Source organism: Psychrobacillus sp. PGGUH221, from assembly GCF_042055255.1.
GTDB lineage: Bacteria > Bacillota > Bacilli > Bacillales_A > Planococcaceae > Psychrobacillus.
This window is the reverse complement of record NZ_JAQMHQ010000009.1, coordinates 201,447-220,578: the sequence shown is the minus strand read 5'-3', so window position 1 is coordinate 220,578 and position 19,132 is coordinate 201,447. Positions and strand designations below refer to the sequence as shown.

Annotated in this window: 22 protein-coding genes; 12 read left to right on the top strand and 10 right to left on the bottom strand. The window is 35.7% G+C overall.

Features of this window, described 5'->3' with window-relative positions:
* Positions 1 to 127 precede the first annotated feature (127 nt).
* Positions 128 to 232 carry a YjcZ family sporulation protein gene (locus tag PGC35_RS16365; protein ID WP_082355134.1) on the top strand — a complete coding sequence of 35 codons (105 nt, stop codon included), beginning with the start codon at positions 128 to 130 and terminating at the stop codon, positions 230 to 232.
* 259 nt (positions 233 to 491) lie between these two features.
* Here the strand turns inward: PGC35_RS16365 and PGC35_RS16360 are convergent, their stop codons facing one another.
* The 6 genes from PGC35_RS16360 to PGC35_RS16335 all read right to left on the bottom strand — a co-directional run bounded on the left by PGC35_RS16360 (position 492) and on the right by PGC35_RS16335 (position 3,642).
* The gene (locus tag PGC35_RS16360) at positions 492 to 677 is read right to left on the bottom strand and encodes a hypothetical protein (RefSeq protein WP_053588336.1); all 186 of its coding nucleotides are present in this window, start codon (positions 675 to 677) and stop codon (positions 492 to 494) included.
* 69 nt (positions 678 to 746) lie between these two features.
* Positions 747 to 1,292: a DUF3267 domain-containing protein gene (locus PGC35_RS16355; RefSeq protein WP_053588337.1), complete on the bottom strand. Its 546-nt coding sequence runs from the start codon at positions 1,290 to 1,292 to the stop codon at positions 747 to 749.
* A 91-nt stretch (positions 1,293 to 1,383) separates the two neighbouring features.
* Positions 1,384 to 1,944 carry an HTH-type transcriptional regulator Hpr gene (locus tag PGC35_RS16350; protein ID WP_375219944.1) on the bottom strand — a complete coding sequence of 187 codons (561 nt, stop codon included), beginning with the start codon at positions 1,942 to 1,944 and terminating at the stop codon, positions 1,384 to 1,386.
* A gap of 149 nt (positions 1,945 to 2,093) precedes the next feature.
* A complete protein-coding gene (locus tag PGC35_RS16345; RefSeq protein WP_375219943.1) occupies positions 2,094 to 2,468 on the bottom strand; it encodes a YtxH domain-containing protein in 375 nt (124 codons plus the stop codon).
* A gap of 105 nt (positions 2,469 to 2,573) precedes the next feature.
* Positions 2,574 to 3,098, bottom strand: a complete 525-nt coding sequence (locus PGC35_RS16340; RefSeq protein WP_375219942.1) for a tryptophan transporter — start codon at positions 3,096 to 3,098, stop codon at positions 2,574 to 2,576.
* A 118-nt stretch (positions 3,099 to 3,216) separates the two neighbouring features.
* Entirely contained in the window at positions 3,217 to 3,642 is a 426-nt protein-coding gene (locus PGC35_RS16335; protein ID WP_375219941.1) for an HIT family protein, read from the bottom strand.
* Positions 3,643 to 3,762: 120 nt separating this feature from the next.
* Between PGC35_RS16335 and PGC35_RS16330 the strand changes: the two genes are divergently transcribed.
* The gene (locus PGC35_RS16330; RefSeq protein WP_053588342.1) at positions 3,763 to 4,512 is read left to right on the top strand and encodes an ABC transporter ATP-binding protein; all 750 of its coding nucleotides are present in this window, start codon (positions 3,763 to 3,765) and stop codon (positions 4,510 to 4,512) included.
* A complete protein-coding gene (locus PGC35_RS16325) occupies positions 4,496 to 5,692 on the top strand; it encodes an ABC transporter permease (protein ID WP_375219940.1) in 1,197 nt (398 codons plus the stop codon). Before PGC35_RS16330 ends, PGC35_RS16325 begins: the two co-directional genes overlap by 17 nt.
* A gap of 32 nt (positions 5,693 to 5,724) precedes the next feature.
* On the opposite strand, the gene PGC35_RS16320 is transcribed toward PGC35_RS16325, so the two are convergent.
* Both PGC35_RS16320 and PGC35_RS16315 read right to left on the bottom strand, forming a co-directional pair.
* Positions 5,725 to 6,891, bottom strand: coding sequence for a M20 metallopeptidase family protein (locus PGC35_RS16320; RefSeq protein ID WP_375219939.1), 1,167 nt, complete (start codon positions 6,889 to 6,891; stop codon positions 5,725 to 5,727).
* 61 nt (positions 6,892 to 6,952) lie between these two features.
* Positions 6,953 to 7,441 carry an antibiotic biosynthesis monooxygenase family protein gene (locus tag PGC35_RS16315; RefSeq protein ID WP_375219938.1) on the bottom strand — a complete coding sequence of 163 codons (489 nt, stop codon included), beginning with the start codon at positions 7,439 to 7,441 and terminating at the stop codon, positions 6,953 to 6,955.
* A gap of 202 nt (positions 7,442 to 7,643) precedes the next feature.
* Here PGC35_RS16315 and hemE point away from each other — a divergent pair, with 202 nt between their 5' ends.
* Together hemE and hemH are read left to right on the top strand one after the other, a co-directional pair.
* Positions 7,644 to 8,696, top strand: a complete 1,053-nt coding sequence (gene hemE, locus PGC35_RS16310) for a uroporphyrinogen decarboxylase (protein WP_053588347.1) — start codon at positions 7,644 to 7,646, stop codon at positions 8,694 to 8,696.
* 20 nt (positions 8,697 to 8,716) lie between these two features.
* Positions 8,717 to 9,646 (top strand): ferrochelatase, encoded by a 930-nt coding sequence (hemH, locus tag PGC35_RS16305; protein ID WP_056832458.1) that lies wholly within the window; start codon positions 8,717 to 8,719, stop codon positions 9,644 to 9,646.
* Between the two features lie 285 nt (positions 9,647 to 9,931).
* Here hemH and PGC35_RS16300 read toward each other — a convergent pair whose 3' ends face one another.
* Positions 9,932 to 10,909 (bottom strand): nuclease-related domain-containing protein, encoded by a 978-nt coding sequence (locus PGC35_RS16300; RefSeq protein WP_375219937.1) that lies wholly within the window; start codon positions 10,907 to 10,909, stop codon positions 9,932 to 9,934.
* Positions 10,910 to 11,016: 107 nt separating this feature from the next.
* On the opposite strand from PGC35_RS16300, the gene PGC35_RS16295 reads away from it, so the two are divergent.
* The 6 genes from PGC35_RS16295 (at position 11,017) to PGC35_RS16270 (ending at position 17,392) form a co-directional block, all read left to right on the top strand.
* The gene (locus tag PGC35_RS16295) at positions 11,017 to 11,961 is read left to right on the top strand and encodes a YncE family protein (protein WP_375219936.1); all 945 of its coding nucleotides are present in this window, start codon (positions 11,017 to 11,019) and stop codon (positions 11,959 to 11,961) included.
* Positions 11,958 to 12,632 carry a response regulator transcription factor gene (locus PGC35_RS16290; protein ID WP_375219935.1) on the top strand — a complete coding sequence of 225 codons (675 nt, stop codon included), beginning with the start codon at positions 11,958 to 11,960 and terminating at the stop codon, positions 12,630 to 12,632. Before PGC35_RS16295 ends, PGC35_RS16290 begins: the two co-directional genes overlap by 4 nt.
* Positions 12,629 to 14,023, top strand: a complete 1,395-nt coding sequence (locus tag PGC35_RS16285; protein ID WP_375219934.1) for a sensor histidine kinase — start codon at positions 12,629 to 12,631, stop codon at positions 14,021 to 14,023. Before PGC35_RS16290 ends, PGC35_RS16285 begins: the two co-directional genes overlap by 4 nt.
* Positions 14,020 to 14,478, top strand: a complete 459-nt coding sequence (locus tag PGC35_RS16280) for a FixH family protein (protein ID WP_375219933.1) — start codon at positions 14,020 to 14,022, stop codon at positions 14,476 to 14,478. The genes PGC35_RS16285 and PGC35_RS16280 overlap by 4 nt, the downstream gene beginning before the upstream one ends.
* A gap of 88 nt (positions 14,479 to 14,566) precedes the next feature.
* Complete coding sequence (locus PGC35_RS16275; RefSeq protein ID WP_375219932.1) at positions 14,567 to 15,136, top strand: TetR/AcrR family transcriptional regulator; 570 nt, start codon at positions 14,567 to 14,569, stop codon at positions 15,134 to 15,136.
* A 66-nt stretch (positions 15,137 to 15,202) separates the two neighbouring features.
* Entirely contained in the window at positions 15,203 to 17,392 is a 2,190-nt protein-coding gene (locus tag PGC35_RS16270; protein ID WP_375219931.1) for a YhgE/Pip family protein, read from the top strand.
* A 462-nt stretch (positions 17,393 to 17,854) separates the two neighbouring features.
* On the opposite strand, the gene yhfH is transcribed toward PGC35_RS16270, so the two are convergent.
* Positions 17,855 to 17,980 (bottom strand): protein YhfH, encoded by a 126-nt coding sequence (gene yhfH / locus PGC35_RS16265; protein ID WP_082355136.1) that lies wholly within the window; start codon positions 17,978 to 17,980, stop codon positions 17,855 to 17,857.
* Between the two features lie 122 nt (positions 17,981 to 18,102).
* On the opposite strand from yhfH, the gene lplA reads away from it, so the two are divergent.
* Entirely contained in the window at positions 18,103 to 19,095 is a 993-nt protein-coding gene (gene lplA / locus PGC35_RS16260; RefSeq protein WP_375219930.1) for a lipoate--protein ligase, read from the top strand.
* Positions 19,096 to 19,132 lie beyond the last annotated feature (37 nt).

Below are 19,132 nucleotides of genomic sequence, written 5' to 3'. Positions count from 1 at the left end.
CCTAACTTCTTCGTGTTGCAGTAGTTACTATAACATAAACGAAATAAAAACAAAAATAGTTCCCATTCATTTGCCTACCGATTTTTTTCAAAATCGCATAGGATACATTGAAAAGGAGGTGTTCAAAATGGGAGGACAATATAATGGTGGTTACAACAGTGGCTCTGGCTTTGCTTTGATTGTTGTGTTATTTATTCTTTTAATCATTGTAGGCGCAGCGTTCATCTACTAATGAAAGGGCGGACTAAGATCGTTAAAAACGATCTTGGTTCTTCTTTTCATCCTTTTTTTTTATTAAAAGAAATGACCCAGTATCATTTACATGATTTGGGTCAATTTTTTCTTATTCAAATAAGAAAGTATTAAATGTTTTACAAAGTAAATGTCCAGTTGCAGTCGCCGTTAGCTCGATGTCAAATGCCAGTTTGCTCCTGCAGAAAGCTCGTCGCAGAAACAGTCATTTGATTGTCGCTGGCTTCTTTCACTTTTTCTTATACTGTATAAACTAATTCCACATAGAAGCTTACAAGAAGTATCGTAATCAATATATTAATGGTACGAAAAATCTTTGGGTGTTTTTCTTCTGGAATTTCTTTTGACATTACTAAAGCGAATGTCATTCGATTGATTTGTATTAAGTAAAATGCTGAGAATAGAATCAACGTAAATATAATCATGTCTAGTCTCCCTTCATATACTAGTAAGCATATCAAAGAAGGAACATAGTTTACAAGTAGTAGATATTGTTAAGGTTGGGCTGGAGCCACTAATATCTCATAACCAGCATCTGTTTCTTCAATAAGTGCTGTTTTAGGTGACTTACTTAAATTTTTTACATAAATTAAATCTATTAAACAAATTCCACAATGATAAGCTAATAACATAGTAAAGTAATGAGCAAACATAGGAACTAATAAAGCAGCGATGACTAAGGATAGATTAAGAAATATAAACGGTGCTAACAATGAAAAAATAAATCTATTCTTATTAATTGGTTCAATCACACGCAAATTAACGATTGGCAAAAAGCCATATTGCTTAATAATTAAAAATTTTACTTTTTCTCTATAACGAAAGAGAGGGATATAGTGTAAAAGTTTATGAATTGGATAGATACTTAAAAATGTAAGTAAGAATACCCAAAAGTAATCATCGGATTTGGTGGAATCATTAATAATTCCTAACAAAACATATGCGACAGAAAAAACAGTTATAACGAGCAAAGAAGATAAAAGAAAGAGACGATCTAAGCCGTATTGTTTTTTCACATTAATTGTTTTCCAGCAATGCAAGTGTATGCATCTCCTATACGTAAGTGAATATCTTTCAGATACATACAATACGATGTTTCCATGTAAAAAGCAATAGGGAATATATTAAAATTTATATAGCGCTTTCATCCCTTGATGCAATTACATTGTTTGTGAATGTTTCATCAATATTTTTAATAGAACGCTCGAATATTTCCATAAAGTCATCCCCATATATATTACGAATGACAGCCATCACATCCATAAATTCAGGGAATTTGCCATACAGCTCCTTCATCGGTACAGAACCTTCGATTACAGAGTGGGGTGTATCATGATAATTGTGATACATTTCTTCTAATAATGTTTTTCCTTTTGGAGTCACATCTACATATGTGTTTCGTTTGTCTGTATCTCTCTTAGAAAAGGAAAGAAGTCCTCGTTCTTCTAGTTTTTTTGAGAAGTTAAAAGCGGTAGAAACATGCATTACTCCAAATTTTGCTACGTCCGAAATAGTCGCTCCTTCTAAATGATACGATATCCATAGAATATGATGTTCATTAATATTTAAGTCATAGGGTTTTATCCATATTTGCCAATCTTTTTCTACAGCTTTCCAAAGTGCTTTGGAAAGCTGAGCAATTCGTTGACTATAAAGCATTGCTTCTTTCATCGTATAAAACTGTTCTGTCATGTCCAACCCTTCTTTCTCGATTCTTTTCTTTTGAACATTATAGCAAGAAAGTATGTATGTGGAAATATAATATTATTCAAAATATAATAATTTTATAAAAAAGAGAAATGCGTTTAATCATGAAGTTGACTAAATGCATTCCTCTTTTTTTAATTTACTACCTTCTCTTTCGGTTTTGGAAGTGTTCTTTCTAATTCTTCAATTGCTTGTTGGATGGAACTAATTTCTGCTTGGAGTTGATGCTGAAGTGGAGTGGTTTCGCGCTTCCATTCAGTGATATCCTTTTTAAGCCCCTGGATTGTTTCAGGCACTATTTCCTTTGACTCTTTACTTAACCGGCTTATTGAACTTTTTAAATCTTGTAATTTTGTTTTAACTTCCGCAAGCTTGTCCTTATAATCCAGTGAAGTTGTTTTAATGGAAGATCGAAGCTGACTACCTGATTGTGGAGTCGAAAGAAGCACGGAAACCGAACCTGCGATTGCACCAGTAGCAATTCCTATTAAAAATTGTGAAACTTTCAATTCATCACCCCTTTATATGTATTATTCCTTTCCTTACAATAATTAAAACATAATTTACTGTACAAAAAAAGCTTTCCTATTAAAAGGAAAGCTAGTAATAGTAATTTAAGCTGTTAAGGCAGTTTCAAATTTTGAGCGTTTTATTAACTTTCCAATTATCGGATAAATAATGAAGAATGCAACCGCATTTATAGCCACTGCAGGGAGTACAACTGCTACTAATAAGCCCATAAATGGTACATCTGCTCCAATAAGGAAAATAGCACTTGATAAGAAAACTACGCCAGATATTAATGTGCCTATACATGTTAGCACTATAGCAACAGGTAATTTTTTGACGTATTTATTGATTAATAGTACTAAACCGAAGAAAACAAACGCTGTTACGCTTTTATCAATCACGTTTGGAATAAATCCTCCTGGAAATGTAGAAAACAATCCCGAAATAATTCCAGTAGAAATTCCAAGTAAGAAAACACTTTTAATCTCTGGAAATAGCAATATACCGATAAACATCATTGTTAACATGAAATCTGGTTTCATCCCACCATTAAACCCTGGGATAACAATATAAAGAACTGCACCTACACCTACTAATAGGGACATTAATACTAAATTTTTTGTATTCAATTCTCATCTCTCCTCAGCTTTTCTAAGCTCTATTTGTAAGATTCCCCTAACGTATCCTCTTGACCGCTAGCAAGAAACTTACCTAGATTGTAATTCTTTTAGAATCTAAATGCAACAACTAATTGTTTATCTTTTTATATACCTCTTTTGCTAAATCTTGGATAATTTCAGGAGTATATGTTTTTTCTTTTGTATTCCATGTTGCACGGAACCCGTCTGTTTGGTCGTATCTAGGAATGAAGTGTAAATGGAAATGAAATACACTTTGTCCTGCTGGTGCACCATTATTGTTTAGTAGGTTCATTCCTACTGGGCCATATGCATCTTTTAAAGCAGAAGCGATTTTAGGAACTACTTTAAATAGATTACTTGCTTCTTCTTCTGATAAATCATACACATTTTCTTTATGGTTTTTTGGTATTGCAAGTGCATGGCCTTTTGTCAAAGGCATAATATCCATAAAGGCGTAAACATGCTCATCTTCATAAATTTTTGCGCTAGGAATAGAACCATCAATTATTTTGCAAAAAATACATTCACTCATGAAAAAACCTCCTATTCATTCTTACGATGAGTTTACCATATAATATATAGATTGGGGTGGATGAAAGAAGATTTTTCCTATTAGCTTTGGTAAACTATTTATTAGAGATGAGGTGCAGAAATGACAGTATTAGAAGTAAATAATGTGACAGGCGGCTATACAAGGAAGCCGGTTTTACATGATCTAACTTTTTCGATTGGTAAAGGAGAATTAGTTGGATTAATTGGATTGAATGGAGCAGGGAAGAGTACAACTATTAAGCATATCATTGGAACAATGAACGCTGCACAAGGTGAAATTCGATTAAACGGAAAAACGATGAAAGAAGACCCAGAAATATACCGTTCTTCTTTTTCTTATATTCCAGAAACACCTGTGCTATACGATGAACTAACATTAATGGAGCATTTGCAATTGACAGCTATGGCTTACAACTTAGAACCATCTGTATTTGAGGCACGAAAGGAATCTTTGTTAAAAGAGTTTCGTATGGAAAAAAGGCTTAACTGGTTTCCTTCCCATTTCTCTAAAGGAATGCGTCAAAAAGTTATGATAATGTGTGCTTTTTTAGTGAGTCCATCATTATATATTATCGATGAACCATTTGTGGGACTAGACCCATTAGGAATACAATCACTCCTAGATCAAATGAAAGCAAGAAAAGATGAGGGAGCATCCGTACTTATGTCGACGCATATATTATCTACTGCAGAAAGATATTGTGATCGAATTTTACTTTTACACAACGGGAAAATTAGAGCACAGGGGACAATGGATGATTTGCGGGCTGTTTTTAATATGCCATATGCGACATTAGATGATTTATATATCGAAATGACGAAGGAACAAAACGATGAAAAACTTGCGTGAAGTATGGAATAAACGGTTTGTTTTTTATATAAATGAGTTGCAGAAATACTTAAAGTTTATAGCAACTGGTCATATTGCGGTTGTCTTTGTTTTTGCAATTGGAGCAGCAGGATATGCCTATAGTGAATGGTTAAAAACAGCCCCAACCGATTTCCCGGCTTTTTTACTCGTATCTTTTGTATTGAGTTTGTTTTTAGTGATAAGTCCCCCTGTCACATTAATGAAACATGCCGATGGAGTTTATTTTCTTCCTTTGGAGACAAAACTACCCGATTATTTAAAGCTTGCTTTAAGATGGACATACTTTTCAAGTGTCTTTGTTTCTATCGCAGTTTATGTTGTTTCAATTCCTTTGCTAACTAAAATAGGCGGTTTATCTAAAAATGAGATTTTCATTTTATTTTTAATTTTACTAGTACTAAAAAACTGGAGCATTCAAGTGGAATTTAATTACCGATGGGCTTCAAATGGTAAGTACGTTTGGATAGATCGTTTTGTAAGATTTCTTTTAATATTCTCCGTATTTTACTTTCTCATGAGTGGTTATTATATAGTTTCTATTGGAGCAGTTGTAATTGGGGTGATATACCTCATAGTTTGGCAAAAGAAAAAGAAAGAGATTGCATATCCATTTGATCATTTTATAGAAGTGGAACAATCCCGAATGATGCGTTTTTATCGATTTGCCAATATGTTTACTGATGTCCCACATATTAGAGGTAAAAAGAAAAGAAGAAAATGGCTGGATGGCTTTAATAAACTTGCACCATTTGCACAAAAAAATGCTCAGTTATATTTAGTGTTGCGTACGTTTATTCGAACAGATGATTATTTTTATTTATGGGTTCGATTGACCTTTTTATCTGTAGTAGGCGCTATTTTTATTCCTTTCCCAATCGTTGCGATTATTTTCACTGGTGCTTTAGCATTTGCCTCGGTCATTCAGTTAAAACATGCACTTCTTTCAGGACATGAATTTCGAATGGATTTACTATTTCCAATAGATTCGAATGCTAGAAAAATAGCTGTAAATAAGTTGCTTCGCATCATACAATTTGTACAGGCATTATTTGTCTTGTTAGCAATCTTAATTTTTTCAGAATACACTAACCTCATGCTATTAGTGCCACTAGCGATATATGTAATATCTGAAATAACACTTCGAATGAGTAAGCAATAAAAAGAAGGCTGTCGTCACGGACAGCCTTCTTTTTATTTTTGATAATTTATTGCAGCGGTTCCTAACGTTTTAGCTGCGATTAGCATGGCACGTTCATCAAAGTCAAACTTTGGACTATGATGTGGGAAGACTTCACCTTGAGGCATAGCCCCCGTGAAGAAAAATGTTCCAGGAATGTTTTCTAAATAATAGCCAAAATCTTCGCCAATCATGAGGAGCTCAGATTCTTGAACCTTTTCAACTCCGGGAATTTCATTTGCTATAGATGCTAGAAATTCTGTTTCTGATTTATGGTTAATAACTGGTGGATACCCTCTATCGAAGTTAAATGAGTATGTACAGTCGGCTGTCAGACATGTTCCCTTAATAACACGTTCTAGTTCATTTTCCATCAAATCACGAACTTCTGCATTAAAAGTACGCACTGTACCAGCAAGTTTAACAGAATCTGCAATAATATTGAATGCATTTTCGGCTACAAAAGAACCAACTGATAGAACAGCAGCTTCTGTTGGATTTACTCTTCTAGAAACTAGCTGTTGCAAGTTTACAACTAACTGAGAAGCAACTAAGATTGCATCCTTCGCTTGATGAGGATTGGCACCATGACCACCTCTACCTTGAATAGTTATATGAAAACGGTCGGCAGCTGCCATAATAGGTCCGGATTTATATTCAATTGTGCCAAGGGGGGTTAGTGACCATAAATGCGTACCGAAAATAACGTCGACACCTTCTAAACAGCCTGCATCAATCATCGGTTTAGCTCCACCAGGCGCATATTCTTCCGCATGTTGATGGATAAAAACAAATTCACCAGATAATTGGTCCTTCAATTCATTGATTGATCGAGCGAGAATAAGTAGTGTGGCAGTATGTCCATCATGTCCGCAAGCATGCATTACTCCGGCAACTGTTGATTTGTATGGGACATCCTTTTCATCTTGTATTGGAAGTGCATCAAAGTCAGCGCGTAGTGCAACTGTTTTACCAGGAAGTGCACATTTAACTCTTGCTACAACTCCATTCCCACCAACATTTGCTTGAAAAGGAATTCCTAATTCTGTGTAAAAGTCTTGAATATATTTTGCTGTTTTTGTTTCTTGAAAGGATACCTCAGGATGCATATGTAAGTAACGGCGAATTGAAACCATATCGTTAAAAGAGTTCTCTAATTTGCTTAATAATTCTTCTGTCAAAATCCTCGCCCCCGTTAATTTCTTTTTGTTATATTATAACAGAAAAAAAGAAGCTTTCATCTCAAGCTTCTTTAGGCAATGATTTATAGGTAGATACATAAGGGGCACTTGTGAAAATCTTTTGCTTATCTGCTACATGGTCAAAATTTAATGGATTTGATTTTTTCCATACTTCAAAACTGTTTGGTCCAGACCATTCTGTTAAAATAATATACGTGTCAGACTTCAAGGGCTTAAGTACACGGAGAGCGATAAAACCAGGCTCTTTTTCAACTGTTTCAGTTAATTTGGTATACTGATATTCAAATATAGGACGTCCTTCATCAGAAAGAGGTATGTGTTGCAAAACGAAATACCCTTTTTCGGAAAACCTACCATAAGACTCTAGAATTTCATATTTACGTGGTACTTGGAAAACAGACTTGCCAGATGTTTCATGAATCAGAACAGAGTTACCTACACCATGCAAAAGAAACAAATCTTCGTTTGGATGCTTCTTTTTAATTGAATCCATAAATTCGGGTGTTCCAGATGTTATATAAAAGTTCATATAATTAACCTCCACTTCTTTATTGATAATACTTTTCCCCTTAAAGTCAAATTAAAAACTCTATTTCAAAATAAAGACTGGAAATGCAGGACAAATTTATGACAATTGCATTATATTTATATACAATAAGCAAGAGAACGTCTATAGTTGAGACGTATATTGAACAGGGTACAGTTATATAGAAGAAAGGTAGGAAAAGGGAATGTCAACTTTTAATGATACAATACTACGTGCAGCTCGTGGAGAAGCAGTAGATCACACACCAGTATGGTATATGAGGCAGGCTGGCCGTTCACAACCAGAGTATAGAAAAATTAAAGAAAAATACTCGTTAGAACAGATTACGCATGAGCCTGAATTATGTGCCTATGTAACACGTCTTCCAGTAGAAAATTACAATGTGGATGCAGCTATACTATATAAAGATATCGTAACTCCTCTAACTGGAATTGGAGTAGATGTAAAAATAAAAGCGGGTGTTGGCCCTGTCATTTCGAATCCGATTCGAACTGTGCAAGATGTGTATAATCTTGGGGACCTATCACCAGAAGATGATGTACCTTTTGTTTTAGAAACGATTAAACTTCTAACAACGGAACAATTAAATGTTCCACTAATCGGATTTGCAGGTGCACCTTTTACATTGGCAAGTTACATGATTGAGGGTGGCCCTTCGAAAAGTTATAACAAAACGAAAGCATTTATGGTTTCTGAATCTCAAGCATGGTTTGCTCTAATGGACAAGCTAGCTGATATGATCATTGTTTATATCAAAGCACAAGTCAAAGCCGGAGCTAAAATGATACAAATTTTTGACTCTTGGGTTGGAGCTTTAAACGTAGCAGATTATCGTATTTTCATTAAACCAGTAATGACACGTATTTTCAATGAGCTTCGTGAGACAGGTGTTCCTTTAATAACGTTTGGTGTTGGAGCTAGTCACTTAGCAATGGAATGGCATGATTTGTCGGTGGATGTAGTCGGAATCGACTGGCGTTTATCTATTGAGGAAGCGCGTGCTAAAGGATTAACAAAAACGCTTATGGGGAACCTAGATCCTTCTTATCTGATTGGTAATTGGGAAGAAATCGAAAAACGTGCAAAAGTTATTGTAGAACAAGGAGTAGCAAATCCAGGACATATCTTTAATCTTGGACATGGTGTATTTCCAGAAGTAGATCCGGACACGCTGAAGCGCTTAACTACATTAGTACATGAATATAGTAAAGAATTGATTGCAGCAAAATCTAACTAAACTATCTTGAGGTGATACGAATGAAAAAAACAATGGGATTACTAGTAATGGCATATGGAACACCATATGAGGAAGCAGATATAGAACGCTACTATACACATATCCGTCATGGACGTAAACCAAGTGAAGAGCAATTGGCCGATTTAACTGGTCGCTACAAAGCAATCGGAGGAATTTCTCCACTTGCTAAAATTACAGAAAACCAAGCGAAAGGTCTTTGTGAACGTTTAAATGAAATTCAAGATGAAATTGAATTTAAATTATACATTGGATTAAAGCATATTGAACCTTACCTAGAAGATGCTGTGTCTGAAATGCACAAAGATGGTATTACAGAAGCAGTTTCCATGGTATTGGCTCCTCACTTCTCAACATTCTCGATTAAATCGTATAACGGTCGAATTAAAGAAGAGGCAGAAAAACTTGGCAACTTAAAAATTACCTCCGTTGAAAGCTGGTATGACGAGCCTAAATTCATTCAATATTGGACCGAAAAAGTTGGCGAAGCATTTGCGGCGATGTCTGAAGAGCAACGTGAGAAAGCTTGCTTAATCGTTTCAGCGCATTCTTTACCAGAAAAAATTAAAGAGCTAGGCGATCCATACCCAGATCAATTGAAAGAAACTGCTGACTTAATCGCAAAAGCAGCTGGTGTGAAAAACTATGCTGTTGGATGGCAAAGTGCGGGACAAACTCCAGAACCATGGATTGGTCCAGATGTACAAGACTTAACACGTGAATTACATGAAGAAAAAGGCTTCACAACATTCGTTTACACTCCAGTTGGATTTGTAGCAGAGCACTTAGAAGTGCTATACGATAATGACTACGAATGTAAAGTAGTTTGTGACGAAATCGGCGCAACCTATGTTCGTCCAGCTATGCCAAATGCACAACCTCTTTTTATCGATGCAATGGCAGACGTCGTATTAAAACACTTAAAAGCTTAATCAAAGAAAGCCTCTAGCATAGTTCTCGCTAGAGGTTTTTTATTGTTCGAAAAAAAGTATCTCAGAAAATCTCTGGGAATCTCAGAAAATCCAGGGAGTATCTCAGAAAATCTCGAATTATCTCAGAAAATCTCTAGGTATCTCAGAAAATCTCGAAGTATCTCGGAAAATCTCGAAGTATCTTGGAAAATCTCGAGGGATCTCAGAAAATCTCATACGAATCTCGGAAAATCTCCAAAGTATCTCAGAAAATCTCTGAGTATCTCAGAAAAACCCGGGCCAATCTCAGAAAATCCCACTTTTCTTCCGATATACTGTTTTTCTTCCATGATTGATGCTCTGTAAATTGCACTTCTTCAACATATAGTATGCTTCATGTGAAGAAGATAAACCGAAAAAGTCTTTGCATTCGGCAGTGGTGATAGAATCTTTGATTAATAAAAAATAATCATCCATATTATGTGCAATAGGATTACGATCAACAGCTTTACAATTGGTGCATTTCCATGTTTTATTAGTTATTTTACATAAGGATTTCCCACAGTTTTTGCATAGCAATCCTCTAATGAGAGTTTCAGGATGTATATTCCATCTTTCACAAAGAGGTTTTTGTTGAAACGTACTTCGCCTCAATTGTATTTTCTTAATTACTTCCTCAAATTGAGAAGTGTTTATGCGGTCCTCTATATTATTAAGATTTTGAATATATAGAGGGAGATTTTTACGAAAGAAAATAGGCTCGCCTGGGGGTACATTTTCTAAAATGACACGATTAGAAGAATAAACAATTGCTTTAAATATAGGGAGAGGCAATTGCATTTGCCCAATAGCGTGTATGTGTCTATTGATTTGTGTAATTGGGCATTCGAAGGGTGTTCTTACTCCATCTAGGTTCCGTATAACCTGTCCTTTATGTGGTTGAAAAGTAATCGTTCCAACCATATTTTTCACTTCAATAATGAGTAAGTATTTTTTGGTAACAATAAGCGTATCTAACTGAATGTAAAGATAATCATGGATTTTCAACTGAAGGTCAGTAAAAATGTACAGGTCTTTTGGGAAACTTACTTCCAAAATACTGCGGTCTACTAGTTGTTCTCCAGCAAAACCTGCTTCTATTTTATTTAATTGTTCGCATATTTCATTTGTCTTTGGATGTGAGGTGTGAAGTCTAATGAGAAGTCGATTTGATGCTATGTGGGATTGCGGAGGATTTCGAGAAATAATTGATATCAGCCCCTTTTTTATTAGCGTATCAGACAAATAAATTATCTCCTAATTGCGACTATTCCATTTTTGATTGATTTTTCGATGTATTTCAATCTTTTTTCACAGATTTCGGCTAGAATGGTTAAAAAGGAGGCGAATTCTTGAGAAAAATAATCGGTTTATTCTTTTTATGTGGAATGCTGTCGGCCTGTTCGGATAAAACATTTCCACCCATTGATTCGTCTACGGATTTTGTAGCAAGCTTAAACACATTGGAGCCATCCATTCAATTTATTTCAAAAAATCTAGAATTAATAGAAACTTGGGAGTTGGATAAGCCATATACGGGATTTACACATGTCTCAGATGATTACATATTTTTGTATGGTAACACATTAGAAGATGCAGAACTTTTTCAAATTTCTACGGGAAAACTTATTGCAACTTACCCTGTCCATGAAGGAGCTACCTTTGCATATGCAGTTAAAGAAACTATATATGTTGCAAATGGGAAGGAAAATACGGTTACTTCATATGATGTAAAAGGGAATGAAATTGCTAAAGCTGATACTGGTCGCTATCCGATGTCGATGATTGCAGATCATAACAATTTGTACGTTATTAATTTCAAAGACACGATATTGTCTGTCTACGATATAAATGATTTAAAATTAGTTACTACTTGGGAAATACCTACATCCTCCCACGGTCTACATTTGGTTGATAACGAGCTTTGGGTTGGTGGACATGGTGCAGGAAGCCAGGCAAATAAAGTTATTAGTAAGTACAATATACAGAGTGGAGAACTGCAGGGAGAAATGGAAGCCCCGATGATGCCTATAGATTTTGCGGATGCGTCAGATGGATTCGTTTATGCTGTTAGTCATGGTAATAATTATGTTTATAAATTCACTAAAGGAGGAGAACTGGTTTCTTCTATTAAAGTTGGAGCCAATCCTTTCTCCATTACATCTTTTGGCGAAAGCCTTGTAGTAGCAGGTTATGACGATCATCAAGTTTACTTCTTACAAAATGGAGAAGTAATAAAGAAGGTTTCAGTTGGTAAAGGGCCTTTTCAACTGATTAAGAGGGAGGCAAATAAATGACGACTATATTAGTTGTAGATGACGAACAGGATATGCGAAAACTAGTTGAAATGCATTTACAAAAGGCTGGCCTCCAAGTAATCCAAGCTGAAAACGGGAATCAAGCAATCGAACTTCTACAAAGTACAGAAATCGATCTTATTCTCTTAGATGTTATGATGTCCGAAAAGGATGGGTTTGCTGTTTGTGAAGAGATTCGTCAGTTTTCTGAAGTTCCTATTATTTTCTTAACAGCGCTTGATGCAAAGAGCGATTTAGTAAAAGGATTACAGCTTGGTGGAGATGATTATGTTGTAAAGCCATTCACGGCAATGGAGTTAACTGCTAGAATCAATGCAATACTTAGAAGAACTGGATATTCCTCGAATAATGATATTATAACAAAGGGAATATTAGTAAATGACATTGTGGGGAGACAACTCAAGAGAGATGGTTTTAAAATTGTCCTTACCTTGAAAGAATATGAACTCATCTATTTATTCATGGAGAATGAAGGAAAAGTTTTCTCTAGGGAGCAGTTGCTAGAATTGCTTTGGGGTATACAGTATGAAGGTGGTACACGCACTGTTGATACGCATATAAAAACTCTTCGTCTGAAACTTGGTGAAGTTGCTGGGAAATACATTGATACAGTTTGGGGAATAGGATATCGTTTTGAGGTTAAAGAATGAAAAAGTTATCCTTTAAAATTTGGATGCTGTTGCTTGTCTTTATTGCTACTACCATTGTTTTCTTAGTCGTATTTACAAATTTTTTATATGAGGAGCTGTATGTGCAACATACGGAGAACTCTATGAAAGAGGTTGCAGAAAATTTACATCGTACATATGATGGTGGAGTTGTCTCAGACGAATTTATTAAACAAACAGAAGAGTATAATCGTTTTTCGAATATAGAAGCTTTTACTGTTCGAAATCCGAGGGAATTGAGTGCATGCGTTCCTTTCGATATCGATTATGACAGTTTAATAGGAGCAGAGGAGAGAGCAGAACTGCTTGCCGGTAATTCAGTTACGAAAAGAGGGTTTGAAAGTAGATTTGATCGAGAAGTTGTATCGGTTATTTACCCTCTTGTCGATGAAAATCGGTTAGAAGGAATTATTTATTTATATGTACCATTAACAAAAATAACCGAAATGGCTTCTAAAGATGTTGTCTTTTTAATTGGGATTGTTTCTTTACTGTTAATAGGAATGGCTTATATTAGCCTAAAAAGTCTACAGAAAGTGTTAACACCATTGGCAAGGTTAAAAGAAGCAGCTCTTTCGATGGCAGGCGGAAATTATACTACTCGAGTGAATGTGGAGTCTCAAGATGAGATTGGTGAGCTCGCTCAAACCTTTAACCAAATGGCAGCTTCTATACAGGAGGAAGATGAAAAAAAACGAGATTTCCTTTCAATTGTTTCGCATGAATTAAGAACACCAATTAGTTATATAAAAGGTTATGGAGAGGCTTTTGAACAAAAGCTTATACCAGAAGAGAAACAAGAAGAAATTTATAAACTAATCGTTCGAGAGGCAGATCGCATGCAAAAGTTAACGAATGATTTGCTAACCGTTGCTAGAGCAGAAAACGATGAAGATGTCGAGACTGGACCGATTGTTTTAGCGGAAGCCATTCGCGAAGTAATTCAGCTCGTACAATCTAACGCTTCTGAAAAAGAAATTTCATTTATTGTAACGGTTGATGAAGATACCATATTAAATGTGGATGAACCGAAAACAAAACAAATCTTGATAAATGTTTTGGAAAATGCGATTCACTATTCTCCAAATCGGTCCAGTATAAGCATTAGCAATAAAACGACAAAAAAGGATACGACAATCGAAATAAAGGATGAAGGATGTGGTATGGAAAAAGAGCATTTAGCTCATATTACAGAGCGTTTTTACCGCGTGAATAAAGCAAGAAGTCGTTCAGACGGGGGCACAGGATTAGGTCTTTCCATTGCCTCCCAATTAGTTGCTATTCAAAAAGGAAAGCTAGAATTTACTAGTGAAGTTGGAAAAGGAACGACTGTATACATTACATTACCTATTTGGGAGGATTCATTCGAATGAAACATATTTTAGCTATACTTGCATTAGTAACTTTAGCGTTAGTAGGTTGTTCTTCTAAAGATACAACACATGACGAAGGTTCACATAATGAAGGTACTTTAGAAGAGATTGTAGTAGATATTCAAACAGAAGAGACATTACCTGTTGGAGAGGAAATCACACTTTCAGCAAAAGTTACTCAAGGCGAGGAAGCTGTTAACGATGCGGATAAGGTGGAGTTTGAAGTATGGGAGTCTGGGATGCGCGACCAAAGTGAAATGTTAGAAGGTACTTTCACGAAAGACGGTGTTTACGAAGCTAATTATACTTTTGATCATGATGGTGTCTATTATATGTTTGCCCATACAACAGCACGTGGCCTTCATGTTATGCCCAAACAAGAATTAAAGGTCGGAAATCCTGACATGAGTAAAGTGAAACCAGACGACAGTGATGATTCTATGCATCACGAATAAATACTTGCTAAAAAAACAAAATGAGTGTATTATATTGACTAGATGACCGATTTGGTTTTCTAGTCATTTTTCTTTAGGAGTGAAATCGATGGATCGGAAGCAGGAAATACTAACAGCAGCAACGAAATCTTTTTCGCTTTTCGGTTATAAAGCTACAACAATGGATCAAATCGCCAAAATTGCAAACGTTGGAAAAGGAACTATTTATACATTTTTCGAAAACAAAGAAGTCCTTTTTCAAGAAATTGTCCTTCAAATGATAGCTGAAATGAAACATGAGGCTACGAAAGCGATTAAAGAGGATGGTTCGTTTCAGAAAAATGCTCACGCGGCATTGATGAAGATGTTGGAGTTTAGAGAAACACATCAGCTATTTGTAAAAATAATAGATGAAGAAAAAGAATTACGAACACCTACCGTTCAACAAGTAGTCCAACAAGTGGAACAAGCAATAGTTTCGTTTGTGAAAGAAAAGATTGATAAATATATAGAAAGAGGAGAAATTCGACAAGTTAATAGTGAACTTGTAGCATATTTACTATTAAAAACGTATCTTGCTCTCGTGAATGATTGGAACATAACTCATGACCAATCTTTATCGGAAGATGAAATTTCAACTATTATTCAAGACACTATCTTTCGTAGTCTCTTAATTTGAGACTCCTTTTTTTGAAGAAAAATGACCAAATGAATATTATGGTCAATTAGTTTTGGAGGGAAAAAAATGATAAAAGCAGAATGGAAAGCAATCTTTAAAAACCGGAAAGTATTGGTTTCAATTATTGCGGTGTTATTTATACCAGTTTTGTATGCGGGCATGTTTTTATGGGCATTTTGGGATCCTTATGCAAAATTGAGCGATCTACCAGTGGCTATTATCAATAGCGATGAAGGGGCAGATTATAACGGGACGAAACTGGCTCTAGGAGAAACATTAACGGATAAACTAATAGATAGTGAACAGTTTAATTTTGAATCTGTCTCCAAGAAGGAAGCAGAACAAGGATTATTAGATCAAGATTATTATTTACTAATTGAAATACCAAGTAATTTTTCACAGCATGCAACAACATTATTAGAGGAACAACCAGAAAAAATGGTTATTACGTATAAAGCGAATGAAGGATATAACTTTTTAGCATCACAAATTGGTAACTCTGCAATGGAACAAATTCGTGCACAAGTGAATGAAGAAGTTACGACTACTTATGCGGAGCAACTTTTTTCTTCTATTAACAAACTAGGTGATGGATTCGCTGAAGCATCAGACGGTGCAGGTCAAATAAAAGACGGTGCATCTGAACTTAACGATGGAGCAAGTGATTTAAAAGGTTATTTAGAGCAACTTGCAAGCAGTACAATAGAGCTTCGTGACGGAACTACTACAGTTAATTCAGGAATACAAACTGCTGCCGAAGGTTCTACCCAATTAAATACTGGTCTCTCTCAATTGTCTGATGGCTCAACACAACTTACAGATGGGGCAAGTCAAGCTGCAACAGGAGCTGGGTCATTACAAACAGGTATTCAGCAGTACACAGAAGGAGTAGCAAAGCTAAATGAAAGTTATCAATTATTAAGTGAGAAAGACAAAACTTTGTTAGCATCATTAGCCCAACTACAAAATAGTTCTGCAAATTTAAATGATAGTGCTACCCAATTAGCACAAGGGTCGACAAATGTAACAGCTGGGATACAAGCATTATCCAAACAACTGGAACAACTAAGTGCCGCATTACCAGAAGAACAGACAACTGCATTAAAGGAATCACTGAAACAGCTGGAGACTGGTAGTTCAACTGTATCAGCAGGGTTAGAAAAATTAACTAGTGGTACAGCCGCTTTGGAGAGTGGAACAGCTAAAGTGCATGATGGAGCTGAACAACTAAGTGCTGGTTATTCACAGGCACAACAAGGTATATCAAAACTAAATGATTCTTCTTCTGCGTTAGTTGAAGGCTCAAATAGTCTAGCCACAGGTACAAGTACGTTAGCAGCAAAAATGAAAGAGCTTCAATCCGGAATACAACAAGCCTATACTGGTTCAAATAGTTTGGTTAGTGGCTTAAATCAATTAGCAGCTGGGTCCACACAACTACAAACTGGAACCGGAACACTTGCGGAAAAATCTGGTGAACTAGCAGCTGGATCTACAAAACTAGCAGATGGAACAAAAGCTTTGGTCGATGGTACAAATACACTGCAATCTAGCCTTAAAGACGCTAGTAAAGAAGTGGGAGACGTAAGTGCCACAGATGATACATTCAATATGGTTGCCGCTCCTGTTGAAGTAAAAACAGAAGAAGTGAATGCAGTTCCAAACTATGGAACAGGATTTACACCATATTTCTTATCACTTGGTTTATTTGTTGGTGCGTTACTTATCTCCATTGTATTCCCATTCGTACAACCTGCTATTACGCCTTCTAGTGGAGCGAAATGGTTTACAAGTAAGGTTACCGTTCTTGCCGCTGTTGGAATTATCCAATCGCTTATTGTTGTTCTAATTGCATTATTTGCATTAAAACTAGAAACTCAAAGCATAGGGATGTTCATTTTAACTGCAATCATCACTAGCTTTACTTTCTTAGCAATGATTCAATTGTTCGTTTCTGTATTCAGTGATCCAGGAAGATTTTTAGCGATAATTGTGTTAATTCTTCAGTTAACAACTAGCGCTGGAACATTCCCATTAGAGTTACTTCCTGAGCCATTACAATTTTTCAACAAATTATTACCAATGACTTATTCAGTTCAAGCATTTAAAGCGTCTATTTCTTCAGGCGATGTTAGTCAAATTTGGTTTAATAATAGTGTGTTAATTGGTTTCATGGTTGCTTGCTTAGCATTAACATTTGGTTATTTCATGTTATTGTTTTCAAAACGACACTCCAAACAAACAGCTGAAGCATAATAATCAATGCCTATCCAACATAAGGATAGGCATTCAGACTTAGACAAACTCAATTGTGGGTGTATAGAGTTGTATAATAAATTCGGCAAGGACCCCCACTTCGCTTTCCGTGGGCTTGACTTCAGCCTCCTAGGCCAACACGATGTTGGTCATGCAATCGTTGCCGCAGGATGCGGCGAACTTAGATTGCCTTCCTCTCAACTGCGGGGTCTTCTGCTCAAGCTGTTCCCACAGGAGTCTTCGTGGGGGTCCCTGCCTTATAAATAATTCCTTATAGATATCTACTATCTATAATTTTAATTGGATAAAGCAACCTCTTTAGGATGATTTATTATTATTTATAACTGCATAAAAATACTTTTGTCGTTAAGCTACAATGCCTATCCATCATAAGGATAGGCATTTTTGCACGAAAAAAAGCCAGCTAGAATGGGGAATAATCTAGCTGGCATTTCAAAAAAATTAAATGGAATTACAATTATCACATTGATTACCATAGCACTCATGCTGCTCTTCAATTGTTTCACCGCATGTAGCACATTTTTTCTCAGGCAGGTTACGGAAAAATTCAATTACGTTTTCTAACATAGTTGTTCCACCTCCATCTGTTATATAACTGTTTAAGTTAAAATGATTGTAATATAACACAGAATCATTTGTCAACACATTCCGCAGTTTTTTGTTAAAATAGGTCTAAAGGAGAGATGAACATGTATTTTATTGATAACAAAGGAATAACAGACCCACGAATTAACCTTGCAATTGAAGAGTATGCTTTAAAAACAATGGATGTTGAAAAGGATTCTTTTCTTCTGTTTTACATAAATAAGCCTTCCATTATCATTGGGAGAAATCAAAATACAGTGGAAGAAATTAATACAGACTTTGTAGAGAAAAATGGAATTATACCTGTTCGCAGACTTTCGGGTGGCGGTGCAGTGTATCATGACCTAGGGAATCTAAACTATAGTTTTCTAACAAAAGATGACGGGGATAGCTTCCGCAATTTCAAAAAATTTACACAACCAGTTATAGATGCACTTGGTAAAATGGGTGTGACTGCTGAGCTTTCTGGAAGAAATGATATTTTGGCAGAAGGGAAAAAAATATCTGGTAATGCACAGTATTCTACGCGTGGAAGAATGTTCAGCCATGGTACTTTAATGTTCGATACAGAGATTGATGCAGTTGTATCAGCGTTAAAGGTGAGTAAAGAAAAAATTGAGTCTAAAGGAATCAAATCAATTCGTAGCCGCGTAACAAACATTTCTGATTTAATGGAAAACCCGATGACAATTGAACAGTTTCGATCAGAAATTCTTGCCTCTATTTTTGGTGGAGCAGAGAATGTACAATATTGGGAACTTACAGAAGAAGATTGGAAAAACATTCATAAGCTTTCGGAAGAACGCTATCAACAATGGGATTGGAATTACGGTAAATCACCTAAATTTAATATAAAACACTCCCACCGTTTCCCTGCTGGTGGTGTAGATGTTCGATTAGAAGTGAATAAAGGAATAATCGAAGAAGTGAAAATCTATGGTGATTTCTTTGGTGTCGGTGATATGGAAGAAGTAGAAAAACTATTAGTCGGTAAACTATATAGTAAACAAGCTATAGAAGAGGCACTTGAACCAATTGACGTACCAAAGTACTTTGGCGGTATTTCAAAAGAAGAATTAGTACAGCTCATCTATTAATAATATTTGAAGAGTCTAACATATTAATTATGTTAGG

Bases quoted from the DNA above. Each gene is read 5' to 3' on its own strand.
- PGC35_RS16270 (WP_375219931.1), top strand. From the start codon at position 15,203: ATGATAAAAGCAGAATGGAAAGCAATCTTTAAAAACCGGAAAGTATTG.
- PGC35_RS16350 (WP_375219944.1), bottom strand. From the start codon at position 1,944: ATGACAGAACAGTTTTATACGATGAAAGAAGCAATGCTTTATAGTCAA.
- hemH (WP_056832458.1), top strand. From the start codon at position 8,717: ATGAAAAAAACAATGGGATTACTAGTAATGGCATATGGAACACCATAT.
- yhfH (WP_082355136.1), bottom strand. From the start codon at position 17,980: ATGTTAGAAAACGTAATTGAATTTTTCCGTAACCTGCCTGAGAAAAAA.
- PGC35_RS16330 (WP_053588342.1), top strand. From the start codon at position 3,763: ATGACAGTATTAGAAGTAAATAATGTGACAGGCGGCTATACAAGGAAG.
- PGC35_RS16290 (WP_375219935.1), top strand. From the start codon at position 11,958: ATGACGACTATATTAGTTGTAGATGACGAACAGGATATGCGAAAACTA.
- PGC35_RS16335 (WP_375219941.1), bottom strand. From the start codon at position 3,642: ATGAGTGAATGTATTTTTTGCAAAATAATTGATGGTTCTATTCCTAGC.
- PGC35_RS16365 (WP_082355134.1), top strand. From the start codon at position 128: ATGGGAGGACAATATAATGGTGGTTACAACAGTGGCTCTGGCTTTGCT.
- PGC35_RS16275 (WP_375219932.1), top strand. From the start codon at position 14,567: ATGGATCGGAAGCAGGAAATACTAACAGCAGCAACGAAATCTTTTTCG.
- PGC35_RS16280 (WP_375219933.1), top strand. From the start codon at position 14,020: ATGAAACATATTTTAGCTATACTTGCATTAGTAACTTTAGCGTTAGTA.
- hemE (WP_053588347.1), top strand. From the start codon at position 7,644: ATGTCAACTTTTAATGATACAATACTACGTGCAGCTCGTGGAGAAGCA.
- PGC35_RS16360 (WP_053588336.1), bottom strand. From the start codon at position 677: ATGATTATATTTACGTTGATTCTATTCTCAGCATTTTACTTAATACAA.
- PGC35_RS16315 (WP_375219938.1), bottom strand. From the start codon at position 7,441: ATGAACTTTTATATAACATCTGGAACACCCGAATTTATGGATTCAATT.
- lplA (WP_375219930.1), top strand. From the start codon at position 18,103: ATGTATTTTATTGATAACAAAGGAATAACAGACCCACGAATTAACCTT.
- PGC35_RS16325 (WP_375219940.1), top strand. From the start codon at position 4,496: ATGAAAAACTTGCGTGAAGTATGGAATAAACGGTTTGTTTTTTATATA.
- PGC35_RS16285 (WP_375219934.1), top strand. From the start codon at position 12,629: ATGAAAAAGTTATCCTTTAAAATTTGGATGCTGTTGCTTGTCTTTATT.